Raw genomic sequence first — 23,919 nt, 5'->3', positions numbered from 1 at the left:
GCCTGTCGGCACGGTCAGGGATCGGAGGCTAGCGCAACGGCCGCCTCAGCTGGCAGTGGCCACCCGGCAGCGCGCGGCACAGCCGATCACCGGCCGATCACCGGGCGCCGGTTGAACAACAGGCCGAGGGCCAGCATCCCGAGCCCGAGACCGAGATGCAGCCAGTTGTCCTGGTGGTTGACCGGCAGGAAGTTCGCCGCGCTGGCGTGGTCGATGGCCAGCCCGTACAGCCACAGGACGAGATAGAGTGCGCCGCCACCGACCAGGTACAGACGCGCGGTGGACACGGTGCGCGCCAACGCCAACCCGCCGACGCCGAACAGCAGGTGCACGATGTTGTGCAGCGCCGATACCTGGAACAGGCCGAACAGGTAGGCGTGCGAGTCGTGCCCGGCAAAGCTCATCTCGCCGTACTCGGTGGTGATCCCCGGAATGAAGCCGGCGACCCCGATCAGCAGGAAGACCCCGCCGACAGCGGCCGCAGCGGACTGCACCGGTTGCCGGGCGGTGGTCTGGTCAGCGGTCGCGGTGCTGGTACGGACCATTGTCGTCCTTCCTCCCGTGGTGGCCCACGGTGCGCCGGTGCGGTGCCACGGCGGCTGTCCGCCGCCGTGGCGGTCGCGGGTCAGGCCCGCTCCGGAGGGTCGTCGTCGGTGGCCGACGACGGTCGCTGGTCGTGCGGGTCGCGTTCGGCACCGAGTACGTTGCGCGGCTCGGTGGTGTGCTCGAAACTCGGCCGGCGCAGTCGCTCCGGCCGGGGCACCTCGATGGCGCGGGCACCCGTCACCGGGTCGGGCCGGACCGTGGTCAGGTCGGCCGCCGGTGCCGTCCCCGGGCGGACCGCGTGGTCAGTGACCCGTTCCCGGTGCAGTTCGTCGACGAGGTGCTGCGGTGGCGCGGTGTCCCGCTGCGGCAGGTCCCGGCCAAGGTCGGCGACGAGGGTGCCGTACTTGACCTCGAACGCCGGCCGCTCGGACCGGATCCGGGGCAGCCGGTCGAAGTTGCGCAGCGGCGGCGGGCAACTGGTGGCCCATTCGAGCGAGTTGCCGAAACCCCACGGATCGTGTGCGGTCACGACCTCGCCGAACCGGTAGGACTTCCAGACGTTCCAGATGAAGAACAACGTCGACGCGCCGAGGACGAACGAACCGACCGTGGAGATCATGTTGAGGGTGGTGAACCCGTCGCTGGGCAGGTAGTCGGCGTACCGGCGGGGCATGCCCTCGCCGCCGAGCCAGTGCTGCACCAGGAACGTCAGATGGAACCCGATGAACATCGTCCAGAAGTGCGCTCTACCGAGCCGCTCGTCGAGCAACCGGCCGGTCATCTTCGGGAACCAGAAGTAGACCCCACCGAAGGCGGCGAACACGATCGTGCCGAACAGCACGTAGTGGAAGTGGGCTACCACGAAGTAGCTGTCGGTGACGTGGAAGTCCACCGGCGGGCTGGCGAGCAGGACGCCGGTCAACCCGCCGAGCAGGAAGGTCACCAGGAAGCCGACGGCGAACAGCATCGGGGTGTCGAAGGTCAGCTGCCCCTTCCACATGGTCCCGATCCAGTTGAAGAACTTGATCCCGGTGGGGACGGCGATGAGGAAGCTGAGCAGCGAGAAGAACGGCAGCAGCACCTGACCGGTGCCGAACATGTGGTGCGCCCAGACGCTCATGGACAGCGCGGCGATCGCGATCGTCGCGGCGACCAGGCCCTTGTAGCCGAAGATCGGCTTGCGGGAGAAGACCGGGATGATCTCGCTGATGATGCCGAAGAACGGCAGCGCGACGATGTAGACCTCGGGGTGGCCGAAGAACCAGAACAGGTGCTGCCACAGCAGTGGGCCGCCGGTGGCCGGGGCGTAGACGTGCGCGCCCAGCAGCCGATCGGCCAGCAGCGCCAGCAGGGCGGCGGCCAGCAACGGGAACACCAGGATCACCAGCAGCGCGGTGATCAGAATGTTCCAGGTGAAGATCGGCATCCGGAACATCGTCATGCCGGGGGCCCGCAGCGTCAGGATGGTGGCGATCAGGTTCACCGAGCCGAGGATCGTGCCGAGCCCGGAGACCACCAACCCGACGATCCACATGTTGGCGCCGACGCCGGGGGTGTGTTCGGTCAGGCTCAACGGGGTGTACGCGAACCAGCCGAAGTCGGCGGCACCACCCGGAGTCAGGAAGCCGCCCATGACCAGCAGCCCACCCAGCAGGTAGAGCCAGTACGCCAGGGCGTTGAGCCGGGGAAACGACACGTCCGGGGCACCGATCTGCAACGGCACCAGGTAGTTGGCGAAGCCGAAGACCAGCGGGGTGGCGAAGAGCAGCATCATGATCGTGCCGTGCATGGTGAACAGCTGGTTGTACTGCTCGGGCGACAACAGCTGCATCCCGGACTGGGCCAGCTCCGCCCGCATCAGCAGGGCCATCACCCCGCCCACGACGAAGTAGCCGAACGACGTGACGAGGTAGAGCAGCCCGATCTGTTTGGCGTCGGTGCTGCGTAGCAGCCGGGCCAGCGAGTTGCCGGGGACCACTGACCGCACCGGGCCGGGGGAACCGCCGGTCGACCCGAGGGCGGTCGGACGGATGCGCGCCGCCGGGCGCGTACCGGCCGTGATCTGATCAGCCATGACCACCCCTCCCGCCGGCGCTTGCCTGACATTAACCTGATAAGCCGTCCTTAGATGAGCTAAATCCGGATTAGGTGGTTGCTGTCCGTCGTTCCCTTTACCTCACGGAGCCGGTACGGAAGGATCGTTGCCGACCCCCTGATCGGCGACGGGAGCCGCATGAGCGCGACGACGACCGACCACCGGACCCCCGACCACCTTGTCGAGGTCGTCGATTCGCATCTGCACCTGTGGGATCCCGACCGGCTGGACTATCCGTGGTTGGCCCAGGTGCCCGGCCTGCACCGCAGCTACCTGCCGGCGGATCTGCTGGTCGCCACCACCGGTCTGGACCAGACCGGATTCCAGCTGGCGGGTGCGGTCTTCGTCGAAGCGGGCCGCACCGACCGGCATGCCGACGCCGAAGTGGACTGGGTGGAGCAGCTCGCCGCCGAGTGGCCCGTGCTACGTGCCGTCGTGGCCCACGCGCCGCTGGAACGCGGCGACGCGGCGGCCGCCCAGGTCGCGGCGCTGAGCCGCCGCCGGTTGGTCACAGGGGTGCGCCGCAACATCCAGGACGAGGCTGCCGGCTTCAGCGTCTGCGACGATTTCGTCGACGGAGTGCGGCTGCTCGCCGCCAACGGGCTCTGCTTCGACCTCTGCGTCCGGCACCACCAGCTGGCCGAAGTGACGTTGCTGGCGGCCCGGGTACCGCAGGTCACCTTCGTACTCGACCATGTCGGCAAACCGCCGGTCGCGGCCGGACCGACCAGTTCGTGGCGTGACGACCTGTCCCGCCTGGCCGACCTGCCGAACGTGGTCTGCAAGCTCTCCGGACTGGCCACCGAGTCCGCGACCGGCTGGCTCGGCGCGGACCTGCTGCCGTACCTGGAGCACGCGCTGCGCCGATTCGGCGCCGACCGGTGCCTTTTCGGCGGTGACTGGCCGGTCGCCACCCTCGCCACCGGGTACCGCCGCTGGCTCGGCATCGTCCGAACGGCCTGCGCGGGACTCCCGGCGGCGCAGCGTCAGGCGGTCTTCGCCGACACCGCCCGACGGGTCTACCGGCTCGGCTGAGGCTGATCAGCGCCGCGCGCGCCGCAGGAACGTGGCCAGCGCGGCGCCGGTGACGGCGGCCGCCACCAACGTCAGGACCAGCAGGCACAACCCGACCGGCAGGTGGGTGACGTGCGGTGCCAGCGCCCCGCGCAGCGCCTCGGCGGCGTACGTCATCGGGTTGACCGCGGTCGCCACCTGGAACCAGGGCATCTCCGCCAACCGCTGCCACGGATAGTGCACACAACCGGTCCAGATGATCGGGGTCACGAACAGCGAGAAGGTCGCCTGGATCCGCTGCAACGGCAGCACCGTCGCCAGCATCATGCCCAGCGCCGCGCCCACCCAGCCGGCGAGCAGCACCACCAGCACCGTCAACGGCAGCGCCGACCAACTGCCCGGAGCAGCGCCGACGACCAGCGCACCCAACGGGTACACCACCGCCGCCGCGAACAGCCCCCGCAGCGTCGCGACCACCAGTTTGCCGACCGCCACCAACGTCGTCGGCAGCGGCGCCAGCAGCCGGTCCTCGATCTCCCGGGTGAACCCGAACTCCTTGACCAGTGGCACCGCGACGCTCTGCAGCGAGGCGGTGAACGTGGCGAGTGCGACCGTACCGGGCAGCAGGATGTCCGCGAACCCGGCACCGACGATGCCCTGCATGGTCAGCACCCGGGTGAAGATGAACAACATGAACAGCGGGGTGAGCAGGACCTGGGCCAGGACGAACCAGATGTCCTTGCCGGACACGAACAGGTCCCGCAGGAGGATGGCACCGAAGGCCCGCGCCACCGGCGGCCGGCCGGGCGAGCTCGGCGGGGATCCGGCGGCGGGCCCCACCGGTACGGCCGTGGCGTCGATCAGGCTCAACGGATCTCCTTGCCGGTCACGGTGAGGAACAGGTCTTCCAGACCCGGCTTGCCGATGTGCACGTCGGTCAGGGTTGCGGCGCGCGTCGCCAACACAGCCAACGCCGGGCCGAGGACCACGGCCACCTCCGCGTCCAGCCGCAACCGCAGCCGGACCTCCGCCGCCGGACCGGCCGCCGCCGCGCCGAGCAGCTCGGCGAGGCGCGGGTTGCCACGGGCCGCCGCGATCTTCGCCGCGATCGCCGGATCGGACTTGGCCGCCGCGATCTTCGCCGCGATCCGGGGGTCGGCTTTCGCGGCCGCGATCTTCGCCGCGATCGCCGGATCCGCGGCGAGCGCCGCCAGTGCGGGACGACCGGCACCGGCCGGTCCCGGCCCGGCAGCCGGCTCCCCGGCCACGCCGACCTCCCCGGTACGCACCCCGTGCAGCCCGGTGAGCGCGGCGAGGAGGGCGGTTGCGTCGTCGCCCGGCCCAGGTCGCACGGTCAGGTCGAGCACCGTGCGCCCGGCGAGCCCGCGCAACAGGTTCGCGGGTGTGTCCAGGGCCAGCAGCCGACCATGATCGACGATCGCCACCCGGTCCGCCAGCTCGGCGACCTCGCCCATCTCGTGGCTGGTCAGCACTACCGTGACGCCGCGCTCGCGGAGCTGCCGGATGCGGGTCCGGATCAGCAGTCGGGCCTGCGGCTCCAAACCGTTGGTCGGCTCGTCGAGGAAGACCACCCGGGGGTCGTGCATCAGGGCACGGGCGATCATCAGCCGCTGCGCCATCCCACCGGAGAAGAAGTCGACCCGGGAATCGGCCTGCCGCTCCAGGCCGAACTCGGTCAACAGCCGCTGCGCCCGGCGCAGCCGCTCGCTACGCCGTACCCCGTGGTAGGCGGCGTGGTAGAGCAGGTTCTGCCGGGGCGTCAACGACCGGTCGAGGTTGTTGTACTGGGGCACGACCGCGAACCGGGTCCGGGCGACCACCGGGTGGCGGGACACGTCCACCCCGTCCACCCTGGCGGTTCCTGAGCTCGCCCCGATCGTCGTGGTGAGGATGCCGACCGTGGTGGACTTGCCGGCACCGTTCGGCCCGAGCAGCCCGAGAACCTCCCCCGGCCGTACGGTGAAGGAGAGTCCGTCGACCGCGTTCACCTCCTGCCCGGGATAGCGCTTCACCAGGTCGACGACCTCGACCGCCGGTGTGGCGCCGTGCTGGCGCGGGGCCGGCACCACGGGTGCCGCGGTGGTGGATTCGTCGATCATCGGTGGGGTGCCGGTACTCGACATCTGGCCTCTCCTGATCAGGCGGGTCTGGGATGGGAGGCGAAGAACTGCCAGCCGGTGGCGGTGGCGTCCAGCTCCGTGGCGGGTCGGTCGAGCCCGAGCAGCCGGCCCGCCGGCCGCTGCCGGGAACCGGGCCACTGGTGGCCGGCACCGGCGATGGTGATCAGAGTGACCGCCCGGCCCTCGGGGCAGCTGGCCGTCACCGTGGTGACGGTCCCCTCGGTGCTGGTCCGGGGGGCAGCGCACTGGTCGATCTGCCGCCAGCGCTGCGCCAGATCGGGTACGGGTGGTCCGTCGACGGTGCCCGGTACCCCGTCGCGACCGGCACCGTCCCATCGCCCCGGTCCCCCGGTGTACGGAATCGTCTCGTCGGCGGTGCCGTGGATGTGCAGCACCGAGATCGGTTCGGGTGCCGGGCAGTCCCCCAGCATGGTCGACGACACCGCGACGACCGCAGCGAAGATCGACGTGTCGCAGGCCAGCCGGTAGGCGAGCATGCCGCCGTTGGAGATGCCGGCGACATAGGTCCGACGCGGGTCCACCGGCAACCGGCCGCGCAGTGACTCCACGACCGCCGCCACGAACGCGGTGTCGTCGACTCCGTCCCGCGCCGACACGCCACAGCACTCCGGCGACACCGCCCACGCCCGGTTGCGCGAGTCCGGGTACGCCACCACGAACCCTCCCGCGTCGGCGGCGGAGTTCCAGCCGTACCAGGACTCGGCCTGTTCCCCGCTGCCGAGCAGGCCGTGCAACATAACCACCAGCGGAACCGGGCCGTCGGTCGGCAGGTTGGCAGGTCGGTACACCCGGTAGGTCCGCGCGTAGCCGTCAACCGTGATCTCCTGCGCCGACGACCCGGCCGGAGGCGGCGTCCCGCCCGGCCCGGTCGGGTCGGTCGGTACGCCGCCCGACGGCGCCGAGGTCGGTGGCGGTGCCGGGTCCGGCGCCGACGTACAGCCCGCGACCGGTGCCACCAGTGCACCTGTCACGACAAGGACGGCCAGCCTGCGCCGGTACCACGACATCGCCCACCTACTTCTTCGGACCGTGTTTCGGGGTCAACTTGAGCAACTCCCAACCGCCTTCCGGGACATCGTCTGTCAGGTCAGTCCGCAGATTCATCGGGTTGGCCGTTCCGATGTATACCGTGGTGCCGTCGACGACCATGCTGCGGACCCCGTAGTTGAGGTAGTTGCCGAGGCCGGTGGTGTCCACGGCGGTGGCTGCCTTGTGGGTGGACTCGAAGACGTACAGGTCCGCACCGAAATCCGGTTCCTCGTCGTCGGCAGCGGCCGGCGGAGCCTCCGGCTGCTGCAACTCCTTGGCCAGGTAGGCCCAGTCCATGGTGCCGACGTAGAGCCGGCCACCGGCCACCACCATCTTCCAGGTGTAGTTCAGGAACGGATTACCGAACCCGGACGGCCCGTACAGCGGGGTGTACCCGGTCGAGGTGGTGACCCACTGCCCCGCGCCGTCGTTCGCCGCCGGATCGTAGGCAGGCAGCTGCGGCGCCCCGTACAGCAGCTCGACCTGCTGGTGATGGCCGTGGAAGCTGCCCCGGAAGATGCCGATCGCCCGTTGGGTGTTGCGAACCGAGTCGCGGACCCCCTGCTCATCGGTAGGTGGGTAGACCGCGAGGTGTACGGTGGTCGACTTCAGTGGCACGTGCATCGTGCCCCAGTAGAGTTTGCCGTTGTAGGAGGCCAGGCCGCCCAGACCGTAGGTCCGGGCGATGATCGGATCCGGCTCGTAGTCCAGCACGCTCCACACCCGGGTCCACCCGTCGGCGTCCCGCTCGTCCAGCCCTGGGCCGTTGTTGGACAGTTTCGGGCTCATCCAGACCCCGGCGACGTTCGGTGGGGTCGGGTCGTCGGCCGTCGGCGCGTCGGCGATGTCCGCCGTGGGTGACACCGGGCCGGCCGAGGTGGCCACCGCGGCCTCCGCACCGACCCAGGTGGTGACGTAGATCCGGCCCTGGTGGGCGGCGAGGTCCACCGCCTGCGCCGGCAGGTTCGCCACCTCGGTGAAGCTGAACGGATCCGACTTGCTGCCCGTCCAGCGCAGCACCAGGCCGCGTTCACCACCGTTGGGTCCCACCCCGACACCGGTGTAGAGCTCACCGTCGGCGACGAGGAAGTGCCGGATGTTGCCGTACTCGGTGTAGTTGCGCGAGCCCAGGAAAGCACCGGTGTCGGCGTCGAACGCGAACAGGTTGAGCGTCGCGCCGAGCGCGGGACCGCCGAACAACACCACGCCGCGGTGGTTTCCCGCCGCCCGGATACCGGCGGTGGTGGTCAACCGGTTGGCGTCGTCCGGCGAGGCGGCGCGGACCGCGTCGGTGCGTTCGATCATCTGCCGGCTCTTCGTGTCGTACGTGTAGAGCCTGGGGGTACGGTGGTCGCCGAGAGTCGGCGGCAGCTGCGGGTTACGGCGGGCGATCTCGCTCTGGCCGTACTCGCAGACCCAGTCGGCGTTGCGGGTCGGGGTCGTGTTGCGCAGATTGTTGCCGCTGGTCATACAGTTGATGTTGGCCCCGGTGCCGAACCACAACCGGTGCTTGTGGCGGGTGAGTCCCCAGACGTACGACTGGTTGACCTTGGCCTGCCCGGTCTCGCACGGCGGCCCGGCCGGATAGTCGATGCCGATGTCGACGAAGCATTCGTCGACCGGGGCCTTCGCCAACAGGGTCCGCTCGTGCCGGAGCCCGCCATGGCCGCCATGGCCGCCGCCCGCAGCGTCGGGCCCGGCGACCGGTGCCGCCGCAGCCGGACCGGCCGCCAGCAACAGTCCGACGAGCAGTACCACCGCTGTCGGCCGAGCAGCGGCTCCCGGCTGGACGACCGGCCGGCCTCGACCCGCGAAGGGACGCAACCTACGCATCACACACTCTCTCCCTCTACTGTGGTTTGCTGGTGCGGAATGTCTGCGGGTCACACGGCGGCGGTCTGCCGTACCGCGCCCCTGCCCACCCGGCCGGCGACCTGTCGGGCCCAGCCGGACGGGTCGTCGAACTCGAGGAACTCACCCAGCCGGGCCAACTGCGGCTCCGGGTCGGCGACCAGGTCCTCGTAGGTCATGGTGAGCAGGTGCGCCGGCGGGTTGTCGGCGAGTGCCTGCTCCGCCTGCGCCGCCATGAACGCGCAGAGCCCGAGGTAACGGGTGCTGTCCTCGCCCCGCTCGCGGAGCAGGTCGGCGGTGATCCGGTCGGGTAGCAGATGCTCGAGATCCGCCGGCACCCGCTGGTCCGGGCCCATCTGGAAGGGGTCCACGCCGCACCGGGAGACGAACTCCAGCCGCAGCTGGATGAGCTGGAACGACGAATGCCTGCTCATCGACCGCGCCGTGTCCGCCCAGTTGCGGGTCAGATAGACGATCCGGGTGTCCGGGAAGGACCGCAGCAGGTACGGGGCGATCTGGCTTGATCCGCCGGAGCGCTCCACCCAGCGACGCCGGCCGGTCAACCGGGCGAGCAGGTCCAGGAACATCCGGTGGTGGTCGACGAAGGGCTGCTCGGGGAAGTCCGGTACCTCTCCGGCGAGCTGGTCGAACAGGCCGTCCGGATCGTCGGTGAGCTTCGGCAGGGTGATCGCCAGCAGCTGCGGCAACTCGGTCAGGTTGCCGGCCCACCGGCCGTCCGCCGGATAGCGCACCTCCTTCGGCGGCAGGCCGATGGCGAACAGGGTGGCAAGTTCCGGCTTCGGGCTGCTCAGCACCTGCCAGTACGCCGCCCCGGTGATCGGCTCAGTGGCCTTCGCCCACGACGGGGTGGCCATGAAGAACTCCTGGACGGACAGGGTCGACGGCTCCTCGACGATCAGGTCGGACAGCAGCGTGGAGCCACACCGCCCGCTGCTGATGATGATCGCCCGGCCGGGCGCCTCGAACTGCATCGGAACCTCCTGGGTGAGAACGACGACGTCAACCACGCAGGGCGGGCCGTCCGGTGTCGGCGAGTTGCCGGGCGAGCCAGGGCAGCACCTGGCTGCGGACCTGGTCGCGGGCGGTGATCAGCACCGCGTGCCGGTGCCCGGGGACGATCACCAGCTCGGTCTGCGGCAGTAGCTCGACCAGTGCCGGCGCCAGATCGGCGGCGGACGAGTCGCTACCGAAGATGCCGAGCACCGGGCAGGTGATCGCCCGTATCGCCGCCGGATCGGCGGGGGTGCTGGCCGGCAGGTCCCGACCGGCGGTGGTGGCGACGACAAGCTGGCGGACCGCCGCGGCGTAGCGGGCACCCCGCTCACCGCCACGGGCGGCCATCTCCAGCGGACCGCCGTCGCCGTCCGGCTGCGCGGCCCGCACCAGCTGCCGGCCCACCCGGGCGAGCCACTGGGCGGTCGCCGGTGCCGACTCCACCGCGACCACCGAGGCGACCCGGTCCGGGTACCGGGCCGCGTATCCGAAAGCGATGGAACCGCCCAGCGAGTTGCCCAGCAGATGCACGGGTACGTCGACGCCGAGCCGGTCCAGCAGCCCGACCAGGTCGTCGACCAGGTCGTCCATCCGGTAGCCGGTCGGCGGCCGCTCGGTCCGTCCGTGGCCCCGCAGGTCGTACATGATCACTCGGAATCCGGCGTCGGACAGTGGGTGCGCCAGGCTGAGATACCAGCTGGCCAGGCTGTCCGGCCCGATACCGTGAATCAGGACCGCGACCGGCCGGCCGGCGACGGCTTCGGCAGCCGGACCGCCACCCGGGTTGGTGGCCGGTCCGCCGGCCGGCGGATCGGCCACCACCGCCGGCAGCTCCTGGACGTGCGTCACCAGGCCGTTGACCTGGACCATTGTCACTGGCCGGCCACCTGCGCCACCGTCGCCGGCGGTCCGTCCAGCGCCGCGCAGATGTGCCCGACCAGCTCACCGACCCGCAGCGCGCGCAGCGAGTCCACGTCGAGCCCCGCGACGAACTGGGCGAAGTTGACGGAGTCGCCGTACCGGGCCTGCAGCCGCCCGGCCAGCGAGATGACGTCGATACTCTCCATCTCCAGGTCGTCACGGAAGCTGGTGTCCATCGTGATCTCTTCGTCCGGATCGATCCCGGGCAGCACCGCGCGCAGCATCTGCGAGATCTCCGTCAGGATGGTGTCGTGGTCGGCGGGCATGATGCGGGTCTCCTTGTCGGGACGTCGGTCGGCTTGTCAGGGCGTCGATCAGCTTGTCGGCACGTCGATCGGCTTGTCGGCACGTCGATCAGGGCCTGGTTCAGGCATGCCGGGCAGGTTCCGGGCCCCAGGTCCAACCGACGACGTAGCGTCGCTGCGGCAGATCGGGCGGGTTCTCCAGACTCCGGCAGGTGACCCGGTAGGACCTGCCGGAAGGGACCTCGACCAGCAGGGTGCCGGTGTCGACGGCGACCACCCTCAGCCGGCGGGGCGCCGCGTCCAGTCCCGTCCCCTCCGCCTTGCCGGCGGCTTCCTTGGCAGCCCAGAAGCAGGCGAACCAGAACTGCCGGTCCCCGCCGGCGCAGACCTGGTCGAGCAACGCGGTCTCCGTACCGGACAGGGCGTAGTCGATCGTGCTGGCCGGCCGGTCGGTGACCTCGACGATGTCGATACCGACCCCGGGGCCGTCCGGCGTCGACCGGGCCGGGCCGGCGATCGCCACGGCGGCCTCGGCACAGTGCGCCAGGGAAAGGTCGCAGTCCCGTAGTCCCCGACCGGGGCGCAGGTCCACCCGCGGCCGGCCGTTCGGATCGTTGGCGATGGTCAGCTCGATCGGGTAGACGTCGGTGTGCCCGGCGTCCCACTGCCGGAAGCGCACCGCGTCCTTCGCCGCGATCCGCCCGAGCAGCCACTGCTTACGGGCCTTCCCCGGCTGCCGCTCGTAGTCGACGGACGCGGCGGTGCCGAGGATGCCCCGCGCGGCCATCGACTGGGTCACCAGATCGGTCCAGCAGTCGAAGACGGCGGTCCACCCTTCCGGCTGACGGACCGACATCGGGAAACGTTCCGGGAAACGTTCGGCTGGCCGTGCCTGCGGATGGCTGTCGAACCGACGGTCGACCGCGCCGTCGATCTGCGCCCAGACCCGGCCGCCGACGGAGAGCTGGGTGTCCGCGACCAGTTGGGCGTCGTCGATCGACCGGACCCGGGCGACGCACTCGAACGCCGTACCGGGCTCGGGCGGTGGGCCGAAGAACCGGACGTGGCCGAGCCCGACCGGTAGCGCCACGGTCCGCATCGGCTGGGTGGTGATGAGCCAGTTTCCGATCAGCTGCAGGGCGTTGTCCAGCAGCGCGCCCGGCGGAACGGGCGCGGTGACGACGCCGCGTACGTGCATCTCGCCGAGGGCGTGCACCGTGGTGACCCCGTGGAACTGCGGACCGTGGAACATCAGCCGCTCCGCGTACATCTCCTCGGCGCTGATCCGGGGAGCGGTCTCGGTGGCCGGGTCGTGTGTCCACGGCGCGCTGACCGGGGCCGGATAGTCGGCGGCCACGTCGACCGTCGCCCGGGCAAAGCTGCCGAAGTTCACCGCGTACGAGTCCGGACCGGCTGCCCGGACCACGATCTCGACGTCCTGCGCCGGTGCGGCGATGGTCCACCGGTTGAACCGGGCGTCCCGTACACCGACCACCCGCAGACCGGGGACGGCCTGCGCGACCGCGTCCATCATGTGCGTGACGACGGTCGTCGCCGGTACCACCGGCCACCGGTCCTCGGGGTTGGGCCAGTCGGCCGGCTGCACGAAGAAGCAGTGGTCGAGCAGGTAGGGCATGGTCTGTACGGAGACCCGCAGGGTGGTCCGGGCGATCTCGGTGCGGGGCGGCGGGCCGACCTTCGGTGCCGCTGCCGTCGTGGTCGGTGCCGTCGTGGTCGGTGCCGTCGTGGTCGGTGCCGTCGGTGCCGGCCCGGCGGCGGCCGGTACGGTGGCCGACCGGGTCTCAGCCGCCGGTACGGCAGCCGACCTGGCCGGGGGCGCCGGCACCGGATCGGCTGGCCGGGTGGCGGCGTCCAGCACGGTCACCGCGCCGTCCGCCGTGTCCCGTAGCAACGCGGCAAGCTCCGCGGCGGCCTTGGACCGGCCGGCGAGCCGGTGCAACGCGCTGAGCGAACCGGCCGCCGGCTCGGCGACAGCAGACGGCCGCGCGGCAGCCGGCGGCTCGGCTTCGACCGACGGCTCGGTCCCGACCGACGGGCGGGGCACAGCCGGTGGCACAGGTGGTTCCTGAGCGGTGCTGGCCGGCGGCAGTGCCTGGCCCGACGGCGGGCCGGACGGCTGGGGCGCCGGCCGGTCGGGCAGGCCGAGCAGGGTGTCGGCACCCGGTCCGAGGCGCACCAGCGGACCGCCCAGGTCCAGCTGGATCTTCGGCCCTCGACGCGCCGGAGCAGCCGGTGGCGCCGGAGCCGGAGCGGCCGGTGCGGCGGCGGGTGGCCGCAGCGCCCGTAGGTCCGGTGCCGCGCCCTCCACCCACAGCGCGGTGGCGACCCGGCGCAACTGGTCGAGACCGGTACGGTGGCCCACGTTGACCGGCATGGCGAGATGTTCCCGACCCCGCAGGTTGTCGCTGACCAACGACGCCAGCTGTCCCGCGCCGACCTGCAGAAAGACCCGGAAACCGGCGTCGTACATCGCGGCGGTCAGCTGCCGGAACCAGACCGGCTCCATCATGTGCCGGACGAAGATCTGGTTGACCTGCTGTTCGTCGGTGGGGAACGGCGCCGTCAGGGTCGCCGACCAGACCGGGACCGTCGTCGGATGTACCCGCCAGGACTGCAGGGCAGCCCCAATCGACCGCAACCCGTCGGCGAACGCCGGGGTGTGGAAGGCCGACCGGAACGGCAACTTCTGACACAGCACGTTGCGCCGACGCAGTTCGTTGACCAGCCGGTCGACCTGCTCCTCGGGACCGTTGACCACCGACTGCGCTGGCGCGTTGTCGTGCGACAGGACCACTCCCGGAAAGTCGCCGAGCACCGGCGTCACCTGGTCGGCACCGGCGCCCACGGCGGCGAAGACGTAGCCGGACACCGCCACCGAGTCGGCGTCGAACAACTTGAGAAAGCCGTCCATGTCGGTGGTACTGACCTGCCCGGTCACCGCTGCGGCGGACCACTCCCCGATGCTGTGCCCGGCGACCGCGTCCGGGCGGATCCCGATCCGGCCGAGCACCTCGTCGAGGAACTTGCCCACCTCGATCAGACCGGCACCGTGCCGGCCCAGGTCGGCGGCGGACCATTCCCGGTCCGCCAGCCCGAAGTGCGCGGCCAGATCCTTGGTACGCGGCGTGAACTCGGCCTCCAGTCCAGGAAACACGAACGCCAGTTTCCCGCCGGCGGTCAGCAGCCCAGCCGTGGTGAACCAGATGTCCCGGGCACCACGCCAGGGCTCTCCCCGACTCACCGCGCGGCGGGCGGTGGCCAGCCGCTTGTCGGTCGGGTCCACCACCCCGATCCGGCACGGTGGCGCGCCGTGGGCCTGCGGACCGTCGGCGAACGCGGCACCGTCACGCCGTACCGTCGAATCGTCGCGGTCCAGCAGTGCGGCGAGGCCGGCCGGTTCGGCGGCGGCCAACCACAGCACCTGGTCCGGTTCGGCGACCTCGACGGCGGCCGAGCGGGCCGGTTGCCCGGCCGTGCCGTTCGGCACGGCCGCCCAGGCCGACGGGGCGGACGGCGGCTGTTCGACGATCAGGTGGGCGTTGATCCCACCGAAGCCGAACGCGTTGACCCCGGCCCGGCGCGGTCCGTCGCTCTCCCATGGCTGTGCGGCGGCGATCGGCGCGAACCGGGTCGCGGCCATCTCGTCCCGTGGCTGCCCACAGTGCAGGGTGGGCGGCAGGACGCCGCGGTGCACGGCGAGGGTCGCCTTGATCAGGCCGGCGATCCCGGCCGCCGGCATGGTGTGCCCGATCATGGACTTGACCGAGCCGATCACCGGACGTGGCCCACCCTGGTATCCACCGAACACCTCGGCGACGGTGACCAGTTCGGCGGCGTCCCCGGTCGGCGTGCCGGTGCCGTGGGCCTCGAGCAGACCCAGCGCGTCCGGCGCGGTCGGATCCAGCCCGGCGGCCTGCCAGGCCCGCCGGATGGCCAGCGACTGTCCGCTGCTCGCCGGGTTGAACATGCTCGCCGACCGGCCGTCGCTGGAGACGCCGCTGCCGCGGATCACCGCGTACACCCGGTCGCCGGCGTCCAGCGCGTCGGACAGCCGCTTCAGCACCACGATGCCGGTGCCCTCGCCGATCAGCAGGCCGTCCGCCGACGAGTCGAACGGACGGATCTCACCCTGCCACGACAGGGCCCGGAGCTGGCTGAACACCGACCAGAAGCTGATGTCGTGCACGTGGTGCACCCCACCGGCGAGCACCGCGTCCAACCGGCCGGCCCGCAGTTCGGTCATGCCCTGGTCGACCGCGATCAGTGACGAGGCGCAGGCGGCGTCGATGGTGTACGACGGACCACGCAGGTTCAGCCGGTTGGCCACCCGGGAGGCGGCGAGGTTGGGCACCAGCCCGATCGTGCCCTCGGGTTGCTGCGGGCCGAGCCGCTCGTCGAACTTGCGCCGGACCCGGTCGAGGCTCTCCGGCGGCAGGTCCGGGATCAGCTCCTTGAGGATGCCGATGACCTGGCTGGACATCCGGACCCGCTGGGCGTACCGCGCCTGCGCCGGGCTCAGGATCCCGCCCCGGCCGAGCAGTACGCCGATCCGGTCCCGGTCCGGCAGACGGTCCTGGCCGCCGGCGTCGTCGATCGCAGCGGCCGCCACCTGCAGGGTGATCAGCTGGTCCGGTTCGATGTCGCCGATCGAGGTCGGCATGATGCCGAACCGCAGTGGCTCGAAGGTGGCGAAGTCGTCGACGAAGCCACCCCGCCGGCAGTACAGCCGGTCCGGTCGGTGGGCCTGCTCCGGATCGTAGAACTCGTCGTCCCAGCGGTGCGGCGGCACGTCCGTGATGGCGTCGACGCCGTCGACCAGGTTGCGCCAGTAGGCGTCGAGGTCGGGGGCACCGGGCATCAGCGCCGCCATACCGACGATCGCGATGGTCTGGTGAGGGTCAGTCAGGTCCGACATCCGGTTCACCATCCCGAGGCGGTGTAGACCACGGAGGTGACCGCCGGGTCGCCCCAGGCGAGCTCACGCAGCAGACTCAGCGCGCCCTCCTCGGGATCGATCAGGTCGATGCCCCGGCGGGCGTACTCCCGGCTCAGTTCGGCGCTGACCATCCCGCCGTGTACGGAGCCCGGAGCCCACGGCCCCCAGTGCACGGTCAGGCAGCGCACCCCGGTGTCGGCCGCCCAGCGGCCGCCGATCCGGTCGAGCGCGTCGTTGGCGGCGGCGTAGTCGCTCTGGCCCCGGTTGCCGTACGCGGCTGCGATGCTGCCGAACAGCACCACGAAGCGTGGATCGGCACCGTCGCGCAGTGCGTCGAGCACCGTCATCGCGCCCTGCACCTTCGTCTGGAACACCCGGTCGAACGACGCGGGGTCCTTCTCGGCGATCAGCTTGTCCTCGATCCGGCCGGCCGCGTAGACCAGACCGTCGATGCGTCCGCGCTCGCCCTGGATCTCCTTGAGCAGTTGCCGGGTGGCGTCGGCGTCGGTGACGTCGAGGCTGTGGTAGCGCACCTGACTGCCGAGTTCCCGAAGTTCGTCCAGGGTCGCGCGGACCTCCCGGGCGGCCAGGATCGCCGTCGCCGCGCGGTCGATCTCCGCCGGTGCCCGCATCCCCTGGGCCACCAGCGCGGCTCGCAGCGCCGGCTTGTCGGCGGCGGCGGCCAGCGCCGGGGGCTCCGTCTCCTCCGGCAGCGGGGTCCGGCCGACCAGCTCGATGCGGCATCGGCTCGCGGCGGCCAGGGTACGGGCGAACCAGGGGGTGATGCCTCGGGCACCGCCGACGAGCACCACCACCGAGTCCTGGTCCAGACCGATCGCCTGGGCCTCGGCGGCGCCGTCACCGGCCGGGCCGGCACCGCCTGCGGCGAGCGGGCCGAGATCGACCGAGGCCAGGTCGACGGTCTGCCGGCCGGTTGTCGACCAGGTGACGATCGGGGTCTGCCCGCCGCTGAGCAGTTCGGTGACCAGACCGGTGGCAAGGCGGCTGTGGTCGGCACCCGCTGGCACTTCCAGGTAGGTCGCCGAGACCTGCGGGTACTCCCGGCTGATGGTGCGGAACAGACCGGCGAAACCGTCGGTACGCGGACCGGCGGTGCCGGCCGCGATCAGCCACCGCACCCCACCGGCGAGGGCCTGCTTGATGAACGGGAAGATGCCGGGCAGCAGCGGTCCGCCGCTGTCGCTCAGCCCGTCCAGGATGATCACGCCGTCGTAGCCGGCCACCTGGTCCGTCCCGCCAGCGTGGATCGAGCCGGTGGCACCTGCCGCGCCGCGCTGGGCGAGCTGCTCGGCCAGCGGTGCCAGCGCCGCTGACCCGCCGGTGATCAGGAAGCGGGTGCCGGCGAGCGCCTCGGGCGCGACCACCGCGCCGGTGGCCGGCACCGGCCGAGCGACGAGTCGACGGGGTGCCGCGGCGCGGTCGGGGCCGGACCCGGTCGGCGGGGCGGCCGCCGCCGGAGCCGCCTCGGGTGCCTGGTCGGCGGCCATCTTCTCGGCCAGCCACGCCACCATGGTCCGGACCGTCCGGGCCCGCACCAGATCCTCCAACTCCGACTCGTCACCATCCACCGACAACCGCAACCGGGTCGCCACCTCACCCGCAACCTCAGCCCGCTTGATCGAATCAATACTCAGATCCGCCTCAAGATCCAGATCCAACTCGATCAGATCCACCGGATACCCGGTCCGCTCACTCAACACCGCCAGGATCGCCTCCTGGAACTGCGCCACCTCCACCGACGGCGCCGACGCCGGAACCGGAACCGCAGCCGGCGACGGCGCGGCGACAGCCGGCGCAGCGGCAGCATGCGTGGGGACAGCGGTCGCCGTGACAGCAGGTGCCGTGACAGCAGGTGCCGGGTCCGGTGCGGTCACCGGTGCGGCCGGTGCGACGGGGGTGGGTGCGGCGGCCATCTTCTCGGCCAGCCACGCCACCATGGTCCGGACCGTCCGGGCCCGCACCAGATCCTCCAACTCCGACTCGTCACCATCCACCGACAACCGCAACCGGGTCGCCACCTCACCCGCAACCTCAGCCCGCTTGATCGAATCAATACTCAGATCCGCCTCAAGATCCAGATCCAACTCGATCAGATCCACCGGATACCCGGTCCGCTCACTCAACACCGCCAGGATCGCCTCCTGGAACTGCGCCACCTCCACCGACGGCCGTACCGCGACCGTCGCGGTCACCGTCGCCGTTGTGACCGGGGCCGCAGGGGCCGCTACCGGCGCGGCGGCCACGGCCCGAACGGCACTACCGGCGACCGCCGGGTCCTCGGCCACCTCCGCACGCGGCGACGCAGCTGGCTGGACGGCGGGTGCCAGCGGAGCCGGGCGGACGGCGGGTGCCGGCGGTGCCGACGAGACAGCAGGCGACGCTGGGATGGTTGGCGCGTCCGTCACCGTCGCCGCGCTGGGCGGCACCACCACCTCGGGATAGTGGCTCGGCGCGGCGATCGCCGGCTGGGCCACCATCGACTGGTACGCCGCAGGTTCGACCCACCCGTTGCCGGCTGTCGGCCGCTCCCCGAAGTACGCCAGCAGCACGTCCCGTTGGGAGGCGATCAGGTCCCGACTCGTCCGCAGGAACTCGCTGATCAGTTCGTCGCGCCCGTCCCGGTAACCAGCCACGGCACCAGCGACATGCCGGACACCGTCGCCGGTGCCTGGATGATGGCTGATTCCGTTGCCGTTGCCGGCCACGTGCGCGACACCGTTGCCGTTGCCGTTGCCGGCCAGCGGCCCGGCCCCGTTACCGTCACCGGACACGATGCCATGACCATGGCCGTTTCCGGCCTCGGTGGATGCAGTCATCGACAGCTCCTTGATTTGTCGGGGAGGCGTCATGCCGCCGGGCAGCGGCCGGCCGTGCTGATCGCGGACCAACTGCCCGTCGACCGTCCAGATCGGCCGGGTCGACGAGGCCGATGCGGTGACCTCGGCGGTCCGACGGCCCCGGAACAGCCAGCCGGTCTGCACCGGGACACCGGCGCACGCCAGCTCGGCGAGGGTGGACAGGAAACCGCGTAGCCCGCCGTCCCGCCGGCCTTCGACGGACACGGCCAGATGCGGCCGCTCGCCGAGTACCGCGTCGACCAGCCGGCTGAGCACCTGACCTGGGCCGGCCTCGACGAAGATCCGGGCCCCGGCGGCGTACATCGACTCGATCTCGTCGACGAACCGCACCGGTGCGGCGATCTGGCCGGCCAGCTCGTCGCGTACCGCCTCGGGGTTGGTCGGATAGCTGTCGGCCGTGCGGTTCGACCAGACCGGGAAGGCCGGCGCGGCCACCCGGTGGCCGGCCAGGACGGACCGGAACGCCGACACACCGCCGGCCACCACCGGGCTGTGGAACGCGCAGGCCACCGGGATCGGCCGCGCTGAGACACCGCCCGCCTTGAGCGCGGTCACCGCCTGACGTACCGCCGACGTGGGTCCGGAGATCACCACCTGCTGCGGGCCGTTGTGGTTGGCCAGGACGACCTCGTCGGACAGTCTTGCTGCGGACAGGATCTCGCTGATCCGGTCCGCGGTGGCGGCGACCGCCGCCATGGTGCCGGGGTCGGTGCCGGCCGCCGCGAGAATCGCCTCGGCCCGCTGCCGGCTCAAGGTCAACAGGGTACGGTCGTCGAACGAGCCGGCGGCGCAGAGGGCGACCAGTTCGCCGTAGCTGTGTCCGCCGGCCAGGTCGGGACGCACGTTGACCCGGCCGAGCAGGTGGTGCATGGCCAGCCCGCCGATTCCCAGTACGGGTTGCGCGACCCGGGTGTCGCGGACCCGCTCCTGCTGGCCACGGTCGCCCTCGGGGTCGAAGGCGGCCGGTGGGAACAGCGGACCGGCGAGATCACGACCGAGGTCGAGGAACCGGCGTAGCTCCGGGAAGGCGACGAAGAGGTCGGCCAGCGCGCCGGGCCGTTGACTGCCCTGGCCCGGGAACAGGAAGGCGACCTTGCCGCCGGTCTGGGTAGCGGCCGGCTGGTGCAGGCCGACGGCCGGGTCGTGGTCACCGTCGAGCGCCCGCCGCAGCAGGCCGGCGAGTTCGTCGAGGTCACTGGCGACGACGGCGACCTGCACCGGCCCGGAACGGGTCTCGCTCTCGCGGGACTGGGCGGCGGCGAGGTCGCGCAGCCGCCAGCGCCGACCCATCCGGTCGCGGGTGTCGAAGGTGGCCAGCAGCTGCCGAACGCCCTGGTGGGCACCGGCCCGGTCCCCGGCGCGGAAGCAGAACAGCTCGGCCGGCCAGTCGTCCCGGGCGTGCCGTGGCTCCGGGGCGTTGGGGTACGCGGCGAGCACCGCGTGGAAGTTGGTGCCGCCGAAGCCGAACGCGCTCACCCCGGCGATCCGCTCGGCCGCCGGCGTGGCCCACGGCCGGGCCTGGGTGTAGAAGGCGAACGGGCTGTGGTCGGGGTGCCATGCTGGATTGGGCCGGGTCAGGTGCAGGGTCGGTGGCCGTACGCCGGTGTACAGCGCCAGCGAGGCCTTGATCAGGCCGGCGAGTCCGGCGACGCACTTGGTGTGGCCGATCTGCGACTTCACCGAGCCGAGGGTGCAGCTGCCCGGTGTCGCGCCGGCCTCGTTGAACACAGTGGTCAACGTCTCCAGCTCGGTACGGTCGCCGACGACGGTTCCGGTGCCGTGCGCCTCGATCAGGCCGACCTGCGCCGGGGAGACCCCGGCCTGTCGGTACGCGCGGTCCAACGCGCGCCGCTGGCCGTCCGCCCGTGGCGCGGTCAGGCCGAGTGCCCGACCGTCGCTGGAGCCACCGAGGCCCTTGATCACCGCGTAGATCCGGTCCCCGTCCCGCTCGGCGTCGGACAGTCGCTTGAGCACGACGGCGGCGACGCCCTCGCCGAGCGCGATGCCGTCGCCGGTGCTGTCGAAGGACCGGCAGCGACCGGTCGGCGACAGGGCGTGCGCCGAGGTGAACATCAGGTAGTCGTTGATGCCGTTGTGCAGGTCGGCACCGCCGCAGATCATCAGGTCGCTGCCGCCGGAGGCGAGTTCCTTGCAGGCCGCGTCCATGGCGGCCAGCGACGAGGCGCACGCGGCGTCGACCGTGTAGTTGGGTCCGCCGAGGTCCAGCCGGTTGGCGACCCGTCCGGCGATGACGTTGGCCAGGATGCCGGGGAACGAGTCCTCGGTCACCGTCGGCAGCTGGTCGTCCAGTTCCGCAGGGACGTCCGCCAGGTACGCCGGCAGCATCGTCCGCAGCGTCTGTGCGTGCCCCATGTCGCTGCCGGCCTCGGCGCCGAAGATCACACCGGTCCGGGAATGGTCGACCCCGTCGTGACCGGGCGTGTAGCCGGCGTCGACCAGGGCCCGCTGCGAGACCTCCAGGGCCAGCAGCTGGGTCGGGTCGATGCTGGCCAGCGCGGCGGGCGGGATCCCGTACGCGATCGCGTCGAAGGGCACCTCGGCGAGGAAGCCGCCCCACTTGGAGACGCTGATCCGGCCGGTCTGGCCGGGGCCGACCTCTGGCGCGTAGTAGATGTCCGGATTCCAGCGGTGGGGCGGGACCTCGGTGACGGCGTCGACGCTGTCGAGCACCGTCCGCCAGAAGGCCGCCAGATCCGGCGAGTTCGGCAGCATGCAGGCCATCCCGACGACGGCGATGTCCAGCGGCGCGGCGTCCTGTTCCGGTACCGGCGCGGCCCAGGCGTCACGCAGCGTCCCGGCACGGATCTGGTGGAAGGCGGCCGCCTGGTCGGTGACCGTACGGTGCAGGTCGGCCACCGTCGTCTCGCTGTCGCGCAGCACCGCGACCTGCCCGGCCATGAACAGCCCTTCACTGAGCTGGGTGGCCTCGTCGACCTCGACCAGAGCGTCGCCGTCGCGCTTCTTGCCCTTGCTGGCGATCCGCAGCCGCCCGACGTTGAGCAGTTCGAGGTGCTCCCAGATCTGCCGGTTGGCCAGCCCGGCCGACTCCAGCTCGACCCGCAGGGCGTGGAAGTCATCGACGAAGTCGCTGTGCAGGCAGCGGGTCACGTGCCCGGGAGCGGTCTCCAGCAGCGCGGTGCGGGTCGCCGAGCGGGCCATCCGGGAGAACGCCGGACGGATCGCACCATGGTCGACCGCCTCGGTGGTGAACAGGTAGGCGGTGCCCATCAGCACCCCGATCTGCACCCCGCGTCGGGTCAGTGGTGCCGCCATGGCGGCGACCATCGCCGCCGAGCGGTCGTCGTGGATGCCACCGGCGAAGAACACCTGCACGTCGGCGGCCTGCTCGGCCGGGACGGTGTCGAGATGGTCGGCGAGGACGGCCAGCTGCGCCTCCCACAGCGGGAAGCTGGCCCGTGGACCGACGTGGCCGCCGCATTCGGCGCCTTCGAAGATGAACCGCCGTGCCCCGGACCGCAGGAACTGCCGCAGCAGGCCGGGCGACGGCACGTGCAGGAAGGTGCGGATCCCCTCCCGTTCCAGCTCCTTGGCCTGAGGCGGCCGCCCGCCGGCGATGATCGCGAACCCGGGGCGGACCCGCCTGATCACCTCCAGTTGCGCGGTGCGGATGTCGTCGGGGGCGAAGCCGAGCACACCGACACCCCACGGTCGGTCACCGAGGCGGGCGGCGGTCGCGGTGAGCATCTCCTCGGTACGCCCGGCGGTGGCCAGTGCCAGCGCGATGAACGGCAGGGCTCCGTCGGCGGCGACCGCCGCGGCGAAGCCGGCCTCGTCGCTGACCCGGGTCATCGGTCCTTGGGCGACCGGCACCCGCAGCCCCAGTGCCTGGGCCAGGGGGCCGTCGGGTCGCAGTACGTCGGCGGCGGTGCCGTCGGTCACGGCCTCGACGATGGCGGCCCGCAGGCCCCGTACGGCGGCGGCGCTGTCGGCCCACCGTCGCCGGAACTCGGCGGCGAGCCAGCCGTCCTGACCGACGGGCAGCAGATCGGCGCGTTGCGGTGGCGCGGTCGTGCCGGGGCGTCGGGGGGTCCGGGCGACGCCGCGGAAGCCGTCGACCAGGACGGCTTCGGATCCGTCCATCCGGCCGATCGTGGCCAGCACGTCGGTGGGCAGGTCCGATTCGGGCATCAGCGCGAGCTGGGTGTCCAGCACGACGCCGGCCGCACCGCCGGCCACGCAGGCTGCGGCGGTGTGCGGGCCGATGCCGCCTAGGGCCCAGACGGGTACGCCGAGGTCGGCCGCCACCAACTGTTGCACCAGGATGAAGGTGCTCAGCTCGCCGACCTCGCCACCGGACTCCATGCCCCGGGCGATCAGGCCGTGCACGCCGGCTCCGACCGCCGTACGGGCGGCCGTGAGACTGGTCACTTCGGCGAGCACCCGGTAGCGGGCGACCAGGTGGTCGAGGCGCCACGGCAGCTCGCCGGTGACCACCACCAGATCGATCCGGCCGCCGGTGACCTGCTCGACGTCGTCGAGCGAGGCCAGGCAGTTGGCCGGCACCCGGACGGCGACCGGCTCCGCCGACCAGGCGACGAGCTGGTCCAACGCGCGCATGGAGCGTGCCGACCCGTCAGCCAGGTCGAGCACGCCGATTCCGCCGCCCCGGCGCACCGCACCGGCGATGCGTGGGCTCGACTCGATGTGGCCGCACGGGTCGTAGGCGATCACCAGTTCGCGCGGCTCGAGTGCAGTACTCATCAGACTCCCGCTCGGTGGGCAGTGGTCGGCGGATACTGTGCTGACCGCCGGAGAATCGTGTCGTCACGGCAGCCTGGAGCGAAAATTTTCCATCCCTGGATGTCACTCCTCGGAGAAACCTAGCGGCGTTCAGTTACGGCGGTGTGAACTTTCGCGACCAACAAACTGGATCTTGCGCGGTCAGTTTCGAGCCAGCTGACCGAGAGCTGACCGACCCCGCCGACCAGTGAACATTGGCGGTCCATCATGGAACGTCTGGGCGACGACCGCGGCTGGGGGTTGTCCGCGCAGCCGCGCGCGGCAGTCGGATCATCTGCGACCCGGACGTGCCGACCGGTCGCCACCGCGACCGGCTCCGGACGCCCGCCCCTCCGCGTCGGTCCGACCGGAGTCAGCACTGTGTCATCGGTCAGGACGATGTTTGTTCGCCTCGATCATGGCGCGTGGCGCTGGCGCGGCGGGG

General features: G+C 71.6%; 12 protein-coding genes. 1 reads left to right on the top strand and 11 read right to left on the bottom strand.

Going from position 1 to position 23,919, the window contains the following annotated elements; all coding sequences use genetic code 11:
- Positions 1-86 precede the first annotated feature (86 nt).
- Together O7608_RS18610 and ctaD are read right to left on the bottom strand one after the other, a co-directional pair.
- Positions 87-545, bottom strand: a complete 459-nt coding sequence (locus O7608_RS18610) for a DUF4383 domain-containing protein (protein WP_289205797.1) — start codon at positions 543-545, stop codon at positions 87-89.
- Between the two features lie 80 nt (positions 546-625).
- Positions 626-2,620, bottom strand: coding sequence for an aa3-type cytochrome oxidase subunit I (gene ctaD / locus O7608_RS18605; RefSeq protein WP_289205796.1), 1,995 nt, complete (start codon positions 2,618-2,620; stop codon positions 626-628).
- A 159-nt stretch (positions 2,621-2,779) separates the two neighbouring features.
- On the opposite strand from ctaD, the gene O7608_RS18600 reads away from it, so the two are divergent.
- The gene (locus O7608_RS18600; protein ID WP_289205795.1) at positions 2,780-3,676 is read left to right on the top strand and encodes an amidohydrolase family protein; all 897 of its coding nucleotides are present in this window, start codon (positions 2,780-2,782) and stop codon (positions 3,674-3,676) included.
- 6 nt (positions 3,677-3,682) lie between these two features.
- Here the strand turns inward: O7608_RS18600 and O7608_RS18595 are convergent, their stop codons facing one another.
- The 9 genes from O7608_RS18595 to O7608_RS18555 all read right to left on the bottom strand — a co-directional run bounded on the left by O7608_RS18595 (position 3,683) and on the right by O7608_RS18555 (position 23,456).
- Positions 3,683-4,525, bottom strand: coding sequence for an ABC transporter permease (locus tag O7608_RS18595; RefSeq protein ID WP_289205794.1), 843 nt, complete (start codon positions 4,523-4,525; stop codon positions 3,683-3,685).
- Positions 4,522-5,799, bottom strand: a complete 1,278-nt coding sequence (locus O7608_RS18590; protein WP_289205793.1) for an ABC transporter ATP-binding protein — start codon at positions 5,797-5,799, stop codon at positions 4,522-4,524. The genes O7608_RS18595 and O7608_RS18590 overlap by 4 nt, the downstream gene beginning before the upstream one ends.
- A gap of 14 nt (positions 5,800-5,813) precedes the next feature.
- Positions 5,814-6,773: a CE1 family esterase gene (locus tag O7608_RS18585; protein WP_289205792.1), complete on the bottom strand. Its 960-nt coding sequence runs from the start codon at positions 6,771-6,773 to the stop codon at positions 5,814-5,816.
- A 58-nt stretch (positions 6,774-6,831) separates the two neighbouring features.
- Positions 6,832-8,679, bottom strand: a complete 1,848-nt coding sequence (locus O7608_RS18580; protein ID WP_289205791.1) for a hypothetical protein — start codon at positions 8,677-8,679, stop codon at positions 6,832-6,834.
- Between the two features lie 50 nt (positions 8,680-8,729).
- The gene (locus O7608_RS18575) at positions 8,730-9,689 is read right to left on the bottom strand and encodes a sulfotransferase domain-containing protein (RefSeq protein ID WP_289205790.1); all 960 of its coding nucleotides are present in this window, start codon (positions 9,687-9,689) and stop codon (positions 8,730-8,732) included.
- Between the two features lie 28 nt (positions 9,690-9,717).
- On the bottom strand, positions 9,718-10,581 hold the full coding sequence (locus O7608_RS18570; RefSeq protein WP_289210946.1) for an alpha/beta fold hydrolase: 864 nt from the start codon (positions 10,579-10,581) through the stop codon (positions 9,718-9,720).
- 2 nt (positions 10,582-10,583) lie between these two features.
- On the bottom strand, positions 10,584-10,898 hold the full coding sequence (locus tag O7608_RS18565) for an acyl carrier protein (RefSeq protein WP_289205789.1): 315 nt from the start codon (positions 10,896-10,898) through the stop codon (positions 10,584-10,586).
- Between the two features lie 100 nt (positions 10,899-10,998).
- Complete coding sequence (locus O7608_RS18560) at positions 10,999-15,813, bottom strand: type I polyketide synthase (RefSeq protein ID WP_289205788.1); 4,815 nt, start codon at positions 15,811-15,813, stop codon at positions 10,999-11,001.
- A 5-nt stretch (positions 15,814-15,818) separates the two neighbouring features.
- On the bottom strand, positions 15,819-23,456 hold the full coding sequence (locus O7608_RS18555; protein ID WP_289205787.1) for a type I polyketide synthase: 7,638 nt from the start codon (positions 23,454-23,456) through the stop codon (positions 15,819-15,821).
- Positions 23,457-23,919 lie beyond the last annotated feature (463 nt).

It is taken from the genome of Solwaraspora sp. WMMA2056, from assembly GCF_030345095.1.
In the GTDB taxonomy this organism is placed as follows: Bacteria; Actinomycetota; Actinomycetes; order Mycobacteriales; family Micromonosporaceae; genus Micromonospora_E.
The sequence above is the reverse complement of the archived record's forward strand: the minus strand, read 5'-3'. Positions and strand labels throughout refer to the sequence as shown.

Coding starts and splice junctions, on each gene's coding strand:
- O7608_RS18570 (WP_289210946.1), bottom strand. CDS start 10,581: ATGGTCCAGGTCAACGGCCTGGTGACGCACGTCCAGGAGCTGCCGGCG.
- O7608_RS18600 (WP_289205795.1), top strand. CDS start 2,780: ATGAGCGCGACGACGACCGACCACCGGACCCCCGACCACCTTGTCGAG.
- O7608_RS18610 (WP_289205797.1), bottom strand. CDS start 545: ATGGTCCGTACCAGCACCGCGACCGCTGACCAGACCACCGCCCGGCAA.
- O7608_RS18560 (WP_289205788.1), bottom strand. CDS start 15,813: ATGTCGGACCTGACTGACCCTCACCAGACCATCGCGATCGTCGGTATG.
- O7608_RS18575 (WP_289205790.1), bottom strand. CDS start 9,689: ATGCAGTTCGAGGCGCCCGGCCGGGCGATCATCATCAGCAGCGGGCGG.
- ctaD (WP_289205796.1), bottom strand. CDS start 2,620: ATGGCTGATCAGATCACGGCCGGTACGCGCCCGGCGGCGCGCATCCGT.
- O7608_RS18580 (WP_289205791.1), bottom strand. CDS start 8,679: ATGCGTAGGTTGCGTCCCTTCGCGGGTCGAGGCCGGCCGGTCGTCCAG.
- O7608_RS18590 (WP_289205793.1), bottom strand. CDS start 5,799: ATGTCGAGTACCGGCACCCCACCGATGATCGACGAATCCACCACCGCG.
- O7608_RS18555 (WP_289205787.1), bottom strand. CDS start 23,456: ATGAGTACTGCACTCGAGCCGCGCGAACTGGTGATCGCCTACGACCCG.
- O7608_RS18565 (WP_289205789.1), bottom strand. CDS start 10,898: ATGCCCGCCGACCACGACACCATCCTGACGGAGATCTCGCAGATGCTG.